This window comes from Delftia sp. Lp-1, assembly GCF_020523835.1.
Classification (GTDB): Bacteria; Pseudomonadota; Gammaproteobacteria; order Burkholderiales; family Burkholderiaceae_C; genus Comamonas; species Comamonas acidovorans.
Genome location: NZ_JAJALJ010000001.1, coordinates 39,474 through 55,407, shown reverse-complemented (window position 1 = coordinate 55,407; position 15,934 = coordinate 39,474). Strand labels below are relative to the sequence as shown.

At 66.3% G+C, this 15,934-nt stretch carries 8 protein-coding genes; 4 read left to right on the top strand and 4 right to left on the bottom strand.

Annotation, left to right across the window (positions count from 1 at the left end):
- Nucleotides 1–4 precede the first annotated feature (4 nt).
- From LGR64_RS00230 to LGR64_RS00220, 3 genes are all read left to right on the top strand, one after another.
- Complete coding sequence (locus LGR64_RS00230) at nucleotides 5–1,657, top strand: GMC family oxidoreductase (protein ID WP_141829003.1); 1,653 nt, start codon at nucleotides 5–7, stop codon at nucleotides 1,655–1,657.
- Between the two features lie 48 nt (nucleotides 1,658–1,705).
- A complete protein-coding gene (locus LGR64_RS00225) occupies nucleotides 1,706–3,034 on the top strand; it encodes an MFS transporter (protein ID WP_016450054.1) in 1,329 nt (442 codons plus the stop codon).
- 181 nt (nucleotides 3,035–3,215) lie between these two features.
- A complete protein-coding gene (locus tag LGR64_RS00220) occupies nucleotides 3,216–4,076 on the top strand; it encodes a hypothetical protein (RefSeq protein ID WP_141829005.1) in 861 nt (286 codons plus the stop codon).
- Between the two features lie 22 nt (nucleotides 4,077–4,098).
- Here LGR64_RS00220 and LGR64_RS00215 read toward each other — a convergent pair whose 3' ends face one another.
- Entirely contained in the window at nucleotides 4,099–5,064 is a 966-nt protein-coding gene (locus LGR64_RS00215; RefSeq protein ID WP_141829008.1) for a LysR family transcriptional regulator, read from the bottom strand.
- Nucleotides 5,065–5,193: 129 nt separating this feature from the next.
- On the opposite strand from LGR64_RS00215, the gene LGR64_RS00210 reads away from it, so the two are divergent.
- Complete coding sequence (locus tag LGR64_RS00210) at nucleotides 5,194–6,372, top strand: MFS transporter (protein ID WP_043820249.1); 1,179 nt, start codon at nucleotides 5,194–5,196, stop codon at nucleotides 6,370–6,372.
- 3 nt (nucleotides 6,373–6,375) lie between these two features.
- Here the strand turns inward: LGR64_RS00210 and uvrA are convergent, their stop codons facing one another.
- From uvrA to LGR64_RS00195, 3 genes are all read right to left on the bottom strand, one after another.
- A complete protein-coding gene (uvrA, locus tag LGR64_RS00205) occupies nucleotides 6,376–12,333 on the bottom strand; it encodes an excinuclease ABC subunit UvrA (protein WP_141829010.1) in 5,958 nt (1,985 codons plus the stop codon).
- A gap of 433 nt (nucleotides 12,334–12,766) precedes the next feature.
- The gene (locus tag LGR64_RS00200) at nucleotides 12,767–13,756 is read right to left on the bottom strand and encodes a porin (RefSeq protein ID WP_141829012.1); all 990 of its coding nucleotides are present in this window, start codon (nucleotides 13,754–13,756) and stop codon (nucleotides 12,767–12,769) included.
- Between the two features lie 405 nt (nucleotides 13,757–14,161).
- The gene (locus LGR64_RS00195) at nucleotides 14,162–15,844 is read right to left on the bottom strand and encodes an MFS transporter (protein WP_034397371.1); all 1,683 of its coding nucleotides are present in this window, start codon (nucleotides 15,842–15,844) and stop codon (nucleotides 14,162–14,164) included.
- Between the last annotated feature and the right edge of the window lie 90 nt (nucleotides 15,845–15,934).

The window sequence follows — 15,934 nt, the reverse complement described above, 5'->3', positions numbered from 1 at the left end:
CCGCATGCCGGACCCCATCGACAGCTATGACTACGTGATCGTGGGAGCAGGCTCGGCAGGCTGCGTGCTGGCCGCGCGCCTGTCCGAGGACCCGGCCACGCGGGTGCTGCTGCTGGAGGCCGGCCCGCCGGACCGCTCGCCCTGGATCCACCTGCCCATCGGCTACGGCAAGACCATGTGGAGCCCCGTCTACAACTGGAAGTTCGAGACCGACCCGGACCCCAACATGAACGGCCGGCGCATCTACTGGCCGCGCGGCCGCACGCTGGGCGGCAGCAGTTCGATCAACGGCCTGATCTACGTGCGCGGCCAGCGCGAGGACTACGACCACTGGGCGGCGCTGGGCAATGCGGGCTGGTCGTATGAGGAGGTGCTGCCCTACTTTGTGAAGTCCGAAGGCAATGCGCGCGGCGCCTTCCCGGGCCATGGCGCGGACGGGCCGCTCAAGGTCTCGGACATCGGCGCACAGCATCCGCTGATCGAGGCCTTCATTGCCGGTGCAGGCCAGGTCGGCGTGCCCCGCACCGAGGACTTCAACGGCCGCGACCAGGAGGGCGCGGGCTACTACCAGCTCACCACCCACAAGGGCCTGCGCTGCAGCACGGCCAAGGCCTATCTGGGCGAGGCCCGGCGCCGCCCCAATCTGCGCATAGAGACCGATGCCATGGCCACGCAGCTGGTGCTGCGCGGCCGGCGCGCCGTCGGCATCCGCTACCGGCAAGGCGGGCAGGAGCGCCAGGCCCAGGCGCGGGCCGAGGTGATTCTGTCGGCAGGAGCCATCCAGTCGCCGCAGCTGCTGCAACTGTCGGGCATAGGCCCGGCCGCGCTGTCGCAGTCCCTGGGGATTCCCGTGGTGCACGATCTGCCGGGCGTGGGCGAGAACCTGCAGGACCATCTTCAGATCCGCCTGGGCTACGAATGCAGCCAGCCCATCACCACCAATGACCAGCTCAATTCCTGGGTGGGCAGGACAAAGCTGGGGCTGGAATGGCTGCTGTTCCGCTCGGGCGCGCTGGCCGTGGGCATCAACCAGGGCGGCTGCTTCATGCGTGCGCTCAGGGACGAGCAGGGCCGGCCCGTGGCGGACACGCCCGACATCCAGTTCCACGTCTCCACGCTTTCGGCCGACATGGCAGGGGGGCAGGTCCATCCGTACTCGGGCTTCACCATGTCGGTCTGCCAGCTGCGGCCCGAGTCACGCGGGCAGTTGCGCATCCGCTCGCGCGATGCCTTCGAGCCGCCTTCCATCCAGCCCAACTACCTGGCCACCGATCTGGACCGCAGCACCAACGTGGCGGCCGTGCGCGCGGCACGCGCCATTGCCGACACGCCGGCCATGCGCCCCTTTGTGAAGCGCGAGGTCAAGCCCGGCCCCGATGCGCACAGCGATGCGGAACTGCTGGAGTTCTGCCGCAACCACGGCGCCACCATCTTCCACCCCAGCGGCACCTGCCGCATGGGCAGCGACGCCCTGGCCGTGGTCGATGCGCGCCTGCGCGTGCACGGCATGGCCGGCCTGCGCGTGGTCGATTGCTCGGTCATGCCCACCCTGGTCTCGGGCAACACCAACGCGCCCGTGGTGATGATGGCCGAGAAGGCCGCCGACATGGTTCGCGAAGACAGGCACGGAGAGACAGGGCAGCTCAAGGTCGCATGACTGCCCGTTCCTGCATCCCGGCAATGCGACAGACAACCAGGAGACAGCATGACGACGGCAACCGATCCCAGGGTCATCCGCAAGGTGGTGACCTCCGCGCTCATCGGCGCAACCATAGAGTGGTATGACTTCTTCCTGTACGGCGTGGTCGCCGGCATCGTGTTCAGCAAGCTGTACTTTCCCAGCGATGATCCGCTGATCTCCACGCTGCTGGCCTACACCACCTTCGCCGTGGGCTTTGTCACGCGGCCGCTGGGCGGGGTGATCTTCGGGCACTTCGGCGACCGCGTGGGACGCAAGAGCATCCTGGTGGTCACGCTGATGATCATGGGCGTGTCCACCTTCCTGATCGGCCTGCTGCCCACGCATGCGCAGATCGGCGTGGCCGCGCCCATCCTGCTGCTGCTGTTGCGCGTGGCCCAGGGCATAGGCCTGGGCGGCGAATGGGGCGGTGCCGTGCTCATGGCCTACGAATACGCGCCCAAGGAAAAGCGGGGCTTCTACGCCTCCCTGCCCCAGGTGGGCCTGGCCATCGGCCTGTTCATGGCCTCGGGCGTGGTGGCCCTGCTGTCCTGGCTGTGTACGGAAGAGCAATTCATGGCCTGGGGCTGGCGCGTCGCGTTCCTGATCTCGGGCCTGATGGTGGCCGTGGGCATGTACATCCGCCTGCATGTGAAGGAGACGCCCGAATTCGCGGCCGTCAAGGCACGCAATGCCGAGACCGCGATTCCCTTCATGGACATGATGCGGCGCTACCCCGGCAATGTGCTCAAGGGCATGGGCGCACGCTATATCGATGGCGTTTTCTTCAATGTCTTCGGCGTGTTCTCGATCAGCTACCTGACCTCCACGCTGCAGATCAGCCGCACCGATGCATTGATCGGCGTGATGGTCGCCGCCGTGGTGATGTGCTTCACGATTCCGCTGTTCGGCCGCCTGTCCGACCGCCTGGGCCGCAGCCGCGTGTATCTGTGGGGATCGCTGATCACCGCAGTCTCGGCCTTCCCGGCCTTCTGGCTCATGGCCCACAGCGGCGGCAATGTGCTGCTGATATGGATTGCCATCGTCGTGCCCTTCGGCATTCTCTACGCGGCGGTCTACGGTCCCGAAGCCGCCCTCTTCTGCGACCTGTTCGACGCCAAGGTGCGCTACACCGGCATTTCCTTCGTCTACCAGTTCTCGGGCATTTTCGCGTCCGGCATCACGCCCATCATTGCGACGGCGCTGGTCAAGACAGCCGGTGGCAGTCCTTGGCTGGTGTGCCTGTATGTGGTGTTTGCGGGCGCGGTATCGGCCTGGTGTGCCTGGGCGATTGGGCGGGATGGGCAAGGTGCCCGTGCCTTTCGGCCCGTGGGCAATGCCAGGGCAGGCCTGTGAATGGATGGAATCCGGGCGCTTTCAAGAAAGTTGAATACGTACGCCGGAAAACACATTTCCGGCGTACGAACCCATTTCAGGGACTCCAGCAAAAAACCACTCAAAACCATCGCACTGTTTCTCTTTGTAAAGACGATGGCTAGAATGCCCATGCATTTTCTTAATCAGACAGAGAGGGACCATGTTCAAGAAAGCATTGGCAGCAGCCATCTTGCTGGGCTGCGGCCTGGCGCACGCATTCATGCCCAGCAATGGCACCTGGGTCGTGACTTCCGAACTCAACGGCAAGCCGGGTCGCGGACTCGCCCTTGATGCGCAGAACGGCACCCTGGTCATGCAGATGTATGCCTACGAGCCCAGCGGGCAGCCGAGCTTCTACATGACGTCGGGCGCCTTGACCAACAACCGTTTTTCAGCGCCGCTGATGCGCTATACGGGTGGCCGCTATCTGGGCAGCGGCCCTCTGTCGGGCACCGAAGACCGCAATATGGGCCAGGTCAGCATGCGCTTCACCAGCGGCGTTTCGGGATTCATCACGCTGCCCGGCGAGCAGGAAGTGGCGATTTCCCGTTTCAACTTCGGTTACCCCGCCGTGGCATCCAGCCTGCGCGGAATCTGGGCGCTGACTTCGTTCGGCAGCGAAGGCGTTTTCTCCGAAGTCGTGAATATGCAGCTGCAGACACCCGCCACGGCGAACGGAAATGGCCTGATGGAAACTGCAGACCGGCTGTTTGGCTGCGAACACCAGATCCGGGGCAATCTGGCGGGCGGCGTGCTGTGCGTGAAGATCACCAGCTCTGGCCAGTTGCTGCGTTCCTACTACTTCGTGTACAGCGTGAACGAGGGTGAAGGCAGTTCCCGCACCAATGGAACCCGCCCCGAACAGGTGATGGTTGTCAAGCGCCTGCTTGACCCGAAGGGCGTGGGCACAGGCATCGTCTACGCGGCCGATGCACCCGTGGACCCAGTGCCCACCGTGCTGCACGACATCATCGAGAACCTGTCCTTCAGCGCCGCACCTCTGCCAGCCGAGCAGGAGTGACGCCCCCGCTGCCGGCTCCCCATCAGGGCAGTGCCGGCAGCTGCTCTGCATGCCGCAGGTCCACATGCTGCTGCAGGAAGTCGAGCACGGCGCGCGTGCGCGGGGGCAGGCGGTCGGGCTTGCCCAGGTAGACGGCGTGTATGGGCTCCAGGTCGCCCGTGTTGAATTCCTCCAGCACGGGCACCAGCCGGCCGGCGAGCACGTCGGCCCAGGCGTGGTACAGCGACAGGCGGGCCAGGCCCGTGCCGTGCAGCGCCAGCTCGCGCATCACGTCGCCGTCGTTGACGCGCACCACCTCCCCGATATCGACGGCCACGCGCTGGCCGTCCACCAGAAATGGCCAGTGCGGTATGGCGCGCTGGTAGCTCCAGCCCAGGCGCACATGGTGGCCCAGCTCGTCTGGATGCAGCGGCCTGCCCATGCGGGCCAGGTACTCCGGTGAGGCCAGGATGACCTGCCGCGTGTGGCCCAGCAGGCGCGCGACCATGTCCGAGGGCGGAAGCTGGCCCCAGCGCACGGCGATGTCCGTGCCGGCCTCGACCAGGTCCACGATCTGGTCCGTGAAGCTCAGTTCCAGGCTCAGCCCGGGATGGCGCTGCAGCAATTGCGGCACCAGGGGCACAAGCAGCATTTTTCCGGTCGATGAGCTGGTGTTGATGCGCACCAGGCCGCGTGGTTCGCTGCGCACGGCCACGCAGGCCTCCAGTTCCTCCAGGTCGGCCAGCACGCGCTTGCCGCGCTCGAACAGCTGGCAGCCTTCGGGCGTGAGATGCAGGCGCCGCGTGCTGCGCTGCAGCAGCTGCACGCCCAGGCGCGCCTCCAGCCGCGACATGCTCTTGCTGACGGCCGAGGGCGAGATGCCCAGGTGGCGCGCAGCGGCCGAGAGGCTGCCGCGCTCGGCCACCAGGATCAGCATTTCCAGCTCGGCAAAGCGGTTGGCATCGGCGCTGCCTGTGTCGGTGGCCGTGAGTGAGGCAAGTGCGGGCATGGCGTCTCCTGAAAAGAGGTTATCTATTCCACACAGGAACAGATCCGTTTCCATTATTCCATCTACACAAAGGTATGTTGCAGTGCGACATTAATGGACATCACACCAAGGATCACAAGGAATCCGTCCATGCCTCTTTCCCTACTCGCCCTGGCGGCCGGTGCCTTTGGCATCGGCACCACGGAATTCATCATCATGGGCCTGCTGACACAGGTCAGCCAGGATCTTCACATCAGCATTCCCACGGCGGGCTCGCTGATTTCGGGCTACGCCATCGGCGTGGCCGTGGGCGCGCCCGTGCTCACGCTGCTGACGCGCCAATGGCCGCGCAAGCGCCTGCTGCTGGCGCTGATGCTGATCTTCATCGCCGGCAACCTGGCCGCCGCGTTCGCGCCCAGCTATGAATGGCTGATGTCGGCGCGCGTGCTGACCTCGCTGACCCACGGCACCTTCTTCGGCGTGGGCGCCGTGGTGGCCACGGGCCTGGTGCCGGTGGACAAGAAGGCGTCGGCGATTGCGCTGATGTTCTCGGGCCTGACCCTGGCCACCCTGCTGGGCGTGCCTGCCGGCGCCTGGATCGGCCAGATGTTCGGCTGGCGCAGCGCCTTCCTGGCCGTGGCCGCGATCGGCGTGCTGGCCTTTGCCATCCTGGCCGCCTTCGTGCCGCGCGACCAGGGCCGCCCCGAGGTCACGCCGCTGGCGCAGGAGCTGGCCGTGCTGGCCAACGGCCAGGTCTGGCTGGGCCTGGGCATCACGGCCTTCGGCTTTGCGGGCGTGTTTGCGCTCTACACCTATGTGGAGCCGCTGCTGACCCAGGTGACCCGCATGGGCGACAGCCTGGTGGCACTGACCCTGCTGCTGTTCGGCGCGGGCCTGGCCGCAGGCAATCTGCTGGGCGGCAAGCTGGCCGACCGGGGCGTGATGCGCGCACTGGTGTGGAGCATTGCCGCGCTGATGGTGGTGCTGGCGGCAGGCCGCTGGGCCTTCGGGAACCAGGCCGTGGCCATGGCCTATGTGATCGTGCTGGGCATCGTGGCTTTCGCCACGGTGGCACCCATGCAGATGCGCGTGCTGGACCAGGCCGGCCCCCAGGGTGCCAACCTGGTCTCCAGCCTGAACATTGCGGCCTTCAACCTGGGCAATGCCCTGGGTGCCTGGGTTGGCGGCCTGGCCCTGGCCGGTGGCCTGGGCCTGGTCAACCTGGGCTGGGCCGCCGCCGCGCTGACGGCCGTGGGCCTGGTGCTGGTCTTCTGGAGCAGCCGCCTGTCCGCAGGCTCCGCACGCAGCGCAGGCGTGGCCTGCGCCTGAGGCTCAACGGGCCAGCACGGGCTTGAGCGCCTTGCCCGTGTGCGTGCCCGCAGCCACCAGATCCTCGGGCGTGCCGGCCGCGATGATGCGGCCGCCGTCCTTGCCGCCTTCGGGGCCGAGGTCGATGATCCAGTCGGCCTCGGCGATCACGTCCAGGTCATGCTCGATGACGACCACGCTGTGGCCCGCATCGACCAGGCGATGCAGCACGCGGATGAGCTTGTCCACATCGGCCATGTGCAGGCCCACCGTGGGTTCGTCCAGCACATAGAGCGTGTGCGGCGCCTTGTTGCCGCGCCGGGTCACGTCGTCGCGCACCTTGGTCAGCTCGGTGACGAGCTTGATGCGCTGGGCTTCGCCGCCCGACAACGTGGGCGAGGGCTGGCCCAGCGTGAGATAGCCCAGTCCCACGTCCTTGAGCAGCTGCAGCGGGTGGGCGATGCTGGGCATGCTGGCGAAGAACTCGACGGCCTCGTCCACCTCCATCTGCAGCACGTCGCCAATGCTCTTGCCGCGCCAGGAGACGGCCAGGGTCTCGGGGTTGAAGCGCGCGCCGTGGCAGACCTCGCAGGGCACCTTCACGTCGGGCAGGAAGCTCATCTCGATGGTGCGCATGCCCTGGCCCTCGCAGGCCGGGCAGCGGCCTTCGCCGGTGTTGAACGAGAAGCGGCCGGCCGCGTAGCCGCGCGCCTTGGCCTCCAGCGTTTCGGCATAGAGCTTGCGGATAGTGTCCCAGAAGCCGATGTAGGTGGCCGGGCAGCTGCGCGGCGTCTTGCCGATGGGGGTCTGGTCCACTTCCAGCACGCGGTCAATGCCCTCGAAGCCCTGCAGGCCCTTGCAGCCGGACAGCGGCGGCGCCTTGCCGGCGTCCATGGCATCGCGCCCGGCCTTGGTGGCGCGCTGGCCCACCCAGGCGGCCACATTGGCCAGCATCACGTCGCGCGCCAGCGTGGACTTGCCCGAGCCGCTGACGCCGGTGACGGCCACCAGTCGCTTGAGCGGCACGCGCGCATCCACGTTCTGCAGGTTGTGCAAGTGGGCGCCGCGCACGGTCAGCCAGCCCAGTGCGTCGGAGGCGGGCTCGGCTTCGACAACGACATGCGCGGCCTTCTTTTTGGATTTGGATACCTTGACAGGCGCGGGTTCCGGCACCGGTTCGGCCACTGCTGCAAGCTCGGCGGCCGCCTGCGGCGGCTGGCCTTCGCCCACCCAGCGGCGCGGCTGGAACGGGTGGCGCATGGCGTGCAGCAGGTAGCGGCCCGTGATGGAGTCCTCGGCCGCCATGATGTCGGCCGCCGTGCCCTGGGCCACCAGGCGGCCGCCGCGTATGCCGGCGCTGGGGCCGATGTCGATGATGTGGTCGGCGCGGCGGATGGTGTCTTCGTCATGCTCGACCACGACTAGGGTGTTGCCCTTGTCGCCCAGCTTGTGCAGGGCGTTGAGCAGGATCTGGTTGTCGCGCGCATGCAGGCCGATGGTGGGTTCGTCCAGCACATAGCACACGCCCTGCAGGTTGCTGCCCAGTTGCGCGGCCAGGCGGATGCGCTGGGCCTCGCCGCCCGACAGCGTGGGCGCGCCACGGTCCAGCGTCAGGTAGCCCAGGCCCACTTCCTCGAGGAATTCGAGGCGGCTCTGGATCTCGGGGATGAGGTCGCGCGCAATGTCGGACTCGCGTCCGGACAGGGCCAGCGCCTGCACCCATTGGCGCACGTCGTTGACCGACAGCTGGGCGATCTCGGCAATGCCCACGCCGTGGAAGCGCACGGCGCGCGCCGTGGCGTTCAGGCGTGTGCCCTGGCAGGTGGGGCAGGTCACTTCGGCCAGGTCTTCGATTTCCTGGCCTTCGAACTTGACCTCGCGGCCCCGGTTGTCCTCGACCAGCAGGGTGTCGTCATAGACCTTGCGCTGGTCCTTGGTGAGCTTGACGCCCGTGCCCACGCAGTCGGGGCACCAGCCGTGCTTGCTGTTGTAGGAAAACAGGCGCGGGTCCAGCTCGGCATAGCTGGTGGCGCAGACCGGGCAGGCGCGCTGGGTGGAGAACACCTGCAGGCTGCCGATGCCGGCCGTGCTCCGGCCGCCGGCCATGGCATCGGCCAGGTTGTCCAGGCCGGACAGCACATGCAGCACGCCCTTGCCTGTTTCCAGCGCCTGCGCCAGGTGGCCGCGCAGTTCGCGCTCATTGGCCGCCGTGACGGTGACGCTGGCCACGGGCAGTTCGATGGTGTGCTCCTTGAAGCGGTCGATGCGCGGGAATCCCGTGGTGGGCAGGAATTCGCCGTCCACGCGCAGATGGGTGTAGCCGCGCGGCCGTGCCCAGTCGGCCAGCTCGGTGTAGACGCCCTTGCGGTTGACCACCAGCGGCGCCAGCAGGCCGATGGTCTGGCCCCTGAACTGCGTGAGCAATTGGGCCGCGATGCTTTCCGCCGTCTGCGGCTGCACGGCGGCGCCGTCGTGGATGCAGTGCTGCGTGCCCAGCTTGACGTACAGCAGGCGCAGGAAGTGCCAGACCTCGGTGGTCGTGCCCACGGTGGACTTGCGCCCGCCGCGCGACAGGCGCTGCTCGATGGCCACGGTGGGCGGAATGCCGTAGACCGCGTCCACCTCGGGCCGGCCCGCAGGCTGGACGATGGAGCGCGCATAGGCGTTGAGCGACTCCAGATAGCGGCGCTGCCCTTCGTTGAACAGGATGTCGAAGGCCAGCGTGGACTTGCCCGAGCCCGAGACACCCGTCACCACGTTGAACTTGCCACGCGGGATCTCCACCGACAGCTGCTTGAGGTTGTGCTCCTTGGCGTTGACGATCTCGATGGCATTCCTGGCCGCGGCGCCCGACATGGCATGCGCCTTGCGCTGGCTCTTGTAGAGCATGGGAGCGACCTCGCGCACGGCCTCGCCGCCCACGCCCATGGCCAGGTCGTACTCGCGCAGCGCCTGGGCCGTGTGCGAGCCGGGAATCTGGCGCACTTCCTCGGGCGTGCCCTGGGCCACGATGGCGCCGCCGCCGTCGCCGCCTTCGGGGCCGAGGTCGATCAGCCAGTCGCTGGCACGGATCACGTCGAGGTTGTGCTCGATGACGATCAGCGAGTGCCCGGCCTCCAGCAGCTTGCGCAGCGCGCGCATGAGCTTGGCGATGTCGTCGAAGTGCAGGCCCGTGGTGGGCTCGTCGAACAGGAACAATGTGCCCTTCTTGGCCAGCGCCTGCTTCGACTTGGCCTGGGACTTGGCCGCCTCGGCCAGAAAGCCCGCGAGCTTGAGGCGCTGGGCCTCGCCGCCCGACAGCGTGGGCACGGGCTGGCCCAGCTTCACGTATTCAAGGCCCACATCGACGATGGGCTGCAGGGCGCGGATGACCTCGCGGTCCTGCGCGAACAGCAGGGCCGCCTCGGCCACGGTGAGTTCCAGCACATCGGCCACGTTGAGCTTGCGCGGCTGCAGCTCGCCGGCCGCGTGGCGCTCGATCGTGACTTCCAGGATCTCGGGGCGGTAGCGCGTGCCGTTGCAGTCGGGGCAGCGCAGGTAGACATCGGAGAGGAACTGCATCTCCACATGCTCGAAGCCCGAGCCGCCGCAGGTGGGGCAGCGGCCGTCGCCGCTGTTGAAGCTGAACTTGGCGGCCGTGTAGCCGCGCTGGCGCGACAGCGGCGCAATGGCGAACAGCTCGCGAATGGAGTCCCAGGCGCCCACGTAGCTGGCCGGGTTGGAGCGCGCCGTCTTGCCGATGGGCGACTGGTCCACGAACATCACGTCGCTCAGGTGGTCGGCGCCCAGCAGGCGCTCGAAGGCGCCGGCCGCATCCGTGGGCTTGCCGAAGTGGCGCATCAGCGCGGGCACCAGCACGTCCTGGATCAGCGTGGACTTGCCCGAGCCACTGACGCCGGTGATGGTGACCAGGCGCTGCAGCGGAAAGTCCACGTCGATGCTGCGCAGGTTGTGCTCGCGCGCGCCTTCGAGGATGAGCCGCGGCGTGGACTCGGTCACCATGCGCTTGAGGCCGAAGCCCACCTGCTTGCGGCCGCCCAGGTAGGCGCCGGTCAGCGTGTCGGCATGGCGCAGGTCCTCGGGCGTGCCGTCGAACACGATCTGGCCGCCGCGCGCGCCGGGGCCGGGGCCCATGTCGATCATGCGGTCGGCCGCGAACATCACGGCCGGGTCGTGCTCGACCACGACCAGGGTGTTGCCCGCATCGCGCAGGCGCTGCATGGCCTCGGTGATGCGTTCCATGTCGCGCGGGTGCAGGCCGATGCTGGGCTCGTCGAGCACGAACAGGGTGTTGACCAGCGAGGTGCCCAGGGCCGTGGTCAGGTTGATGCGCTGCACCTCGCCGCCCGACAGCGTGCGGCTCTGGCGGTCCAGCGTGAGGTAGCCGATGCCCACGTCGCACAGGTACTGCACGCGCGCCATGATTTCGGCGTGCAGCATCTTGAGCGCCTGGGCCTCGCCGTCATGCAATGGGGCGTCGGCAGCCGGCGCCAGCTGCTGGAAGAAGTCGCGCAGCCGCACCAGGGGCAGCTGCATCAGGTCGTGCAGACACAGGCCCGGCAGCGCGTCCAGCTGCTCACGGCTCCAGGCCACGCCCTTCGGCATGAAGCGGCGGTAGCGGCCTTCGTCGCCGGGCGGCAGCACGGCATCGGCGGCCTGCTTGCCGCCCAGGCGCCACAGCAGGCTTTCGGTCTTCAGGCGCGCGCCGCCGCAGGTGGGGCATTCGGTATAGCTGCGGTACTTGGACAGCAGCACCCGGATGTGCATCTTGTAGGCCTTGCTCTCCAGGTATTCGAAGAAGCGCTTGATGCCGTACCAGGTCTGGGTCCACTTGCCGTTCCAGTTGGGCGAGCCGTCCAGCACCCAGCTTTTCTGCGCGTCGGTGAGCTTGGCCCAGGCCGTGTCGCGCGGAATGCCTTCGGCCTCGGCATGGCGCATCAGGTCGTCCTGGATCTCCTTCCAGGCCGGTGTCTGCACGGGCTTGATGGCGCCCGTGCGCAGCGTGAGCTTGTCGTTGGGGATGACCAGCCCCCAGTCCACGCCGATCACGCGGCCAAAGCCACGGCAGGCCTCGCAGGCGCCCACGGCGGAGTTGAAGGAGAACAGCGAGGGAATCGGCTCCTGGTAGCTCAGGCCGCTTTCGGGGCAGTGCAGGCCCAGCGAGAACTTCCACAGCTGGGGTTCAGTGGGCTGGGCACCTGCAGCTTCCACGGCGGACTCAGGCAGCACATAGACCGTCATGTGGCCGCTGCCGCGCTTGAGTGCGACCTCGATGGCCTCGTAGACCCGGGCCCGCTCCACATTGCCCAGGCGGAAGCGGTCGGCCACCACGTCCAGCATCTTGACCTTGAGCGGCGCCGCCGCCTTGGCCTTCTTGCCCTTGGCGTCTGCAGCAGGCTCCACGGCGCCGGCCTTCTCGGCCTCGCGCTCGGCCTGGACCTTGGTGAAGCCGCTGGCCGACAGCCATTGCTCCACCTCGGCGGCCGTGGTGTTGGCGGGCAGCTCGACGGGGAAGGTGATGGCGATGCGCGGATCACCGGCCTGCCGGCAACGCTCGGCCAGCTCCTCCAGCACGCTGTCGGGCGTGTCGTGGCGCACGGGCACGGCGGTGTCGCGGTCGAACAGCTGGGCTGCGCGCGCAAACAGCAGCTTCAGGTGATCGTTGAGCTCGGTCATCGTGCCCACGGTGGAGCGCGAGTTGCGGACGGGGTTGGTCTGGTCGATGGCGATGGCCGGTGGCACCCCCTCCACACGGTCCACGGCCGGCTTGTCCATGCGGTCCAGGAACTGGCGCGCATAGGCCGAGAAGGTCTCGACATAGCGGCGCTGGCCTTCGGCATACAGGGTATCGAACACCAGGCTGGACTTGCCCGAGCCGCTGGGCCCCGTGACCACGGTCAGCTCGCCGGTACGGATGTCGAGATCCAGGTTCTGGAGATTGTGCTGGCGTGCGCCGCGAATTCGAATCAGACCGTGCGTCATGGGTGTTCTGTGGTCAGTGGGAGCCAAACATTCTAGGCAGTCCATGCGTCAGGCATCAGACGCTTCTCAATACCTGTATTTTCATACAGGTTAAACAAAAAGATACCCCCTCAACGCATCCGCGCGACCATAAAAAAACCCCGGAACCAGTCCGGGGCTCGTGCCTCTTGCCGAGGGCTTACTTGGCCATCTGCACGGAGGCAGGCATGGCCTGCTCACCCGGCACACCCTTCACCTGGGTGACGGCCAGCAGCGACACGACAACAAAGGCCAGACAACCGGCCGCGATGATCCTCATGGTTTTTTCCTTGATCAGGCTTTGAAAAGACGAGCCCAGACAAAAAGGCCCCGCACCTTTCGGTACGAGGCCTGATGGCAGGCAGGTGCTGATTGGAACAGACCTGCTTTGCTCGCGGCTTACGCCGCGCGGCGATCAGAATGCGTGGCGCACGCCGACGGCGAAGGACGAGAAGTCCGCGCCCTTCACACCGGTCATGTAGTTGGCGCCGGCCTTGTTGTCCACCTTGGTGTAGTAGCCGTAGACCTTGGTGCGCTTGCTCAGGTTGTAGTTGTAGCCCAGGGTCCACTGGTTGGCGCCGGAGTCGGCAATGTTGCTCCACTTGTTGGCGTGGCCCAGGTTCACGTGGAACTCGGAAGCGCCCAGGGTGTACATGCCCGACAGACGGAAGTTGTTGCGCGTGCCGCGGATTTCTTCGTCGTTGCGCTGGTAGTAGCCGCCCAGCACGAACTGGCCGAGAGTGTAGGCAGCGCGGAAGGCCAGCTGCTTGTCTTCGTCGAACTGGCTGTAGCCGGCGCCCAGGGCCAGGGGGCCCACGTTGTAGTTGGCAGCCAGGTCGTAGCCGTTCTTCTTCTTGGACAGGGCGGTGGCCTTCTCGTGCATGGAGACCGAGCCTTCCACCGTAAGGCCGCCGAAGTTGGGCGTGGTGTAGGAGATCTTGTTGGCGGTGCCCAGGCCGCTGGCGAACCAGACGGGATCGAAGTACAGCGCGTCGGAGGACGAACCCGTGTCATGGTTGTGCATGCTCACGTAGTCGGCCGTGGCGAAGTACGAGCCGGGGAAGAAGTTGCCCAGGCGCAGCATACCGAAGTTGCCCGACAGGTTCACTTCGCTCTGGCGGCCGAAGGTCAGCGCGCCGGTGGAGGAGGAGCCCATGCCGGTGTCGGAAGCGAAACCGCTTTCCAGCACGAAGCCGGCCTTCAGGCCGCCGCCCAGATCTTCGACACCGCGCATGCCCCAACGCGAGGAGTTGTTCTCCATCTTGCTGACGCTTTCGTCACCGATCTTCTGGCGCTCGATCGTGGTGTTGATACGGCCATAGATCGTGACGCTGCTTTGCGCCATCACGGTGGTGGAACCCAGCACGGCCAGCACGGCCAGGGCAACGCGGTTCATCTTGATCATCTCGGCATCTCCTTGGGATTGTTGAGTGGGTATTCTTGAAATCTCAGGGCCGACTCCGGCTCTAGATCAGTGCCATTTGCGGCTGCTGCGGATTCTAGGTGCGGGCATGTCAAAAAATGTATGCCCGCCTCTGAAAATGCGCCATCTGATGCTTTGCTGCCACAGGCATGACATGGAAAACCATTAGAAGCACCCAAAGAAAAAGCCCACGGCAAACCGCCATGGGCTTTCATCAATGCAGAGCAAAAAACTCCGGCCGATAACACGCACATCGCATGAACCCGGCGCGGCCCAAAGCCAGGGACACCAAGCAAGGGCCGCCCCGCCGCGAGGGTGTCGTCCCCCTCCCTTGCGAAGCAAGCAGAGAGGGGGAAGCGGCGTAAGCCGCTCAGGGGGTGCCTTCACTCAATCATTAGCGTAGATATCCACATCCTTGGTCTCGCGCAGGAACAGCGTGCCGATGATGGCCGTGGCGCCTGCAATGACGATGGGATACCAGAGGCCGCTGTACATGTTGCCGGTCTGGGCCACGATGGCGAAGGACATGGTGGGCAGCAGGCCGCCGAACCATCCATTGCCGATGTGATACGGCAGGCTCATCGAGGTATAGCGGATGCGCGTGGGGAACAGTTCCACCAGCATGGCGGCGATGGGCCCGTAGACCATGGTCACGAGGATGACCAGGTAGGTCAGGATGGCGACCATCATCACCTTGTTCATCTTCGCGGGGTCGGCCTTGGTGGGGTAGCCGTCCTCGGCCAGCACCTTGGCCACGGTCTTCTTGAACTCGGCGTCCTTGGCCTTGGCTTCCTCGGGGCTCAGGCCCTTGATGGAGAACGAGGGGATCTCGGTGCTGCCGATGCGGATGAAGGCCGTCTTGCCGGGCGCTGCGTCCTCGGAGTCATAGCTGACCGAGCCTGCGGCCAGCAACTGCTTGGCCACGTCGCAGGAACTGGTGAACTTGGAGGTGCCCGTGGGATTGAACTGGAACGAGCATTCCTTGGGATCGGCGACGATGACCACCTTGCTCTTGGCCTGTGCCGCAGCCAGGTCGGGGTTGGCCGCTTCGGTCAGCGCCTTGAACACGGGGAAGTAGGTCACCACGGCCAGCACGCAGCCCAGCATGATGATGGGCTTGCGGCCTATCTTGTCGGACAGCGAGCCGAAGATCACGAAGAACGGCGTGCCGATGATCAGCGCCGCCGCGATCAGCAGATTGGCCGTCACCGCATCGACCTTGAGCTGCTGCGTCAGGAAGAACAGCGCATAGAACTGCCCCGTGTACCAGACCACGGCCTGGCCGGCGGTCAGGCCGATCAGCGCCAGGATCACGATCTTGAGGTTGCGCCATTGGCCGAAGGACTCGGTCAGCGGGGACTTGGAGACCTTGCCCTCGGCCTTCATCTTCTGGAAGGCCGGCGACTCGGACAGCGTCATGCGGATCCACACCGAGATGCCCAGCAGCACGATGGACAGCAGGAAGGGAATGCGCCAGCCCCAGTCCGCAAAGGCCTGCTCGCCGATGGAGGTGCGCACGCCCAGGATCACCAGCAGCGACAGGAACAGGCCCAGCGTTGCCGTGGTCTGGATCCACGAGGTGTAGGCGCCGCGCTTGCCGTGCGGCGCATGCTCGGCCACGTAGGTGGCCGCACCGCCGTACTCGCCGCCCAGGGCCAGGCCCTGCAGCATGCGCAGGCCGATGAGGATCACCGGCGCCGCCACGCCGATGCTGGCGTAGGTGGGCAGGATGCCGACGATGAAGGTCGACAGGCCCATGATCAGGATGGTCACGAGGAAGGTGTACTTGCGCCCGATCATGTCGCCCAGCCGCCCGAACACCAGTGCGCCGAAGGGCCGCACGATGAAGCCGGCCGCGAAGGCCAGCAGCGCGAAGATGAAGGCCGATCCCGCATCGAGCCCGCTGAAGAATTGCTTGGCGATGATGGCCGCCAGCGATCCGTAGAGATAGAAGTCGTACCACTCGAAAACCGTGCCTAGCGACGAGGCAAAGATCACCTTGCGTTCTTCCGGAGTCATGGGCCGCGGGGTCGCCTTGACCCCCGCGCCTTGCGATGCGTTGATAGCCATGTCTGTCTCCTTGATTTATTGAATTTGCAGCGGGTTTGACATTGGCCCGCCAATTCACTATCCGCCTGCCTGCTGACGCGAATCTGACTC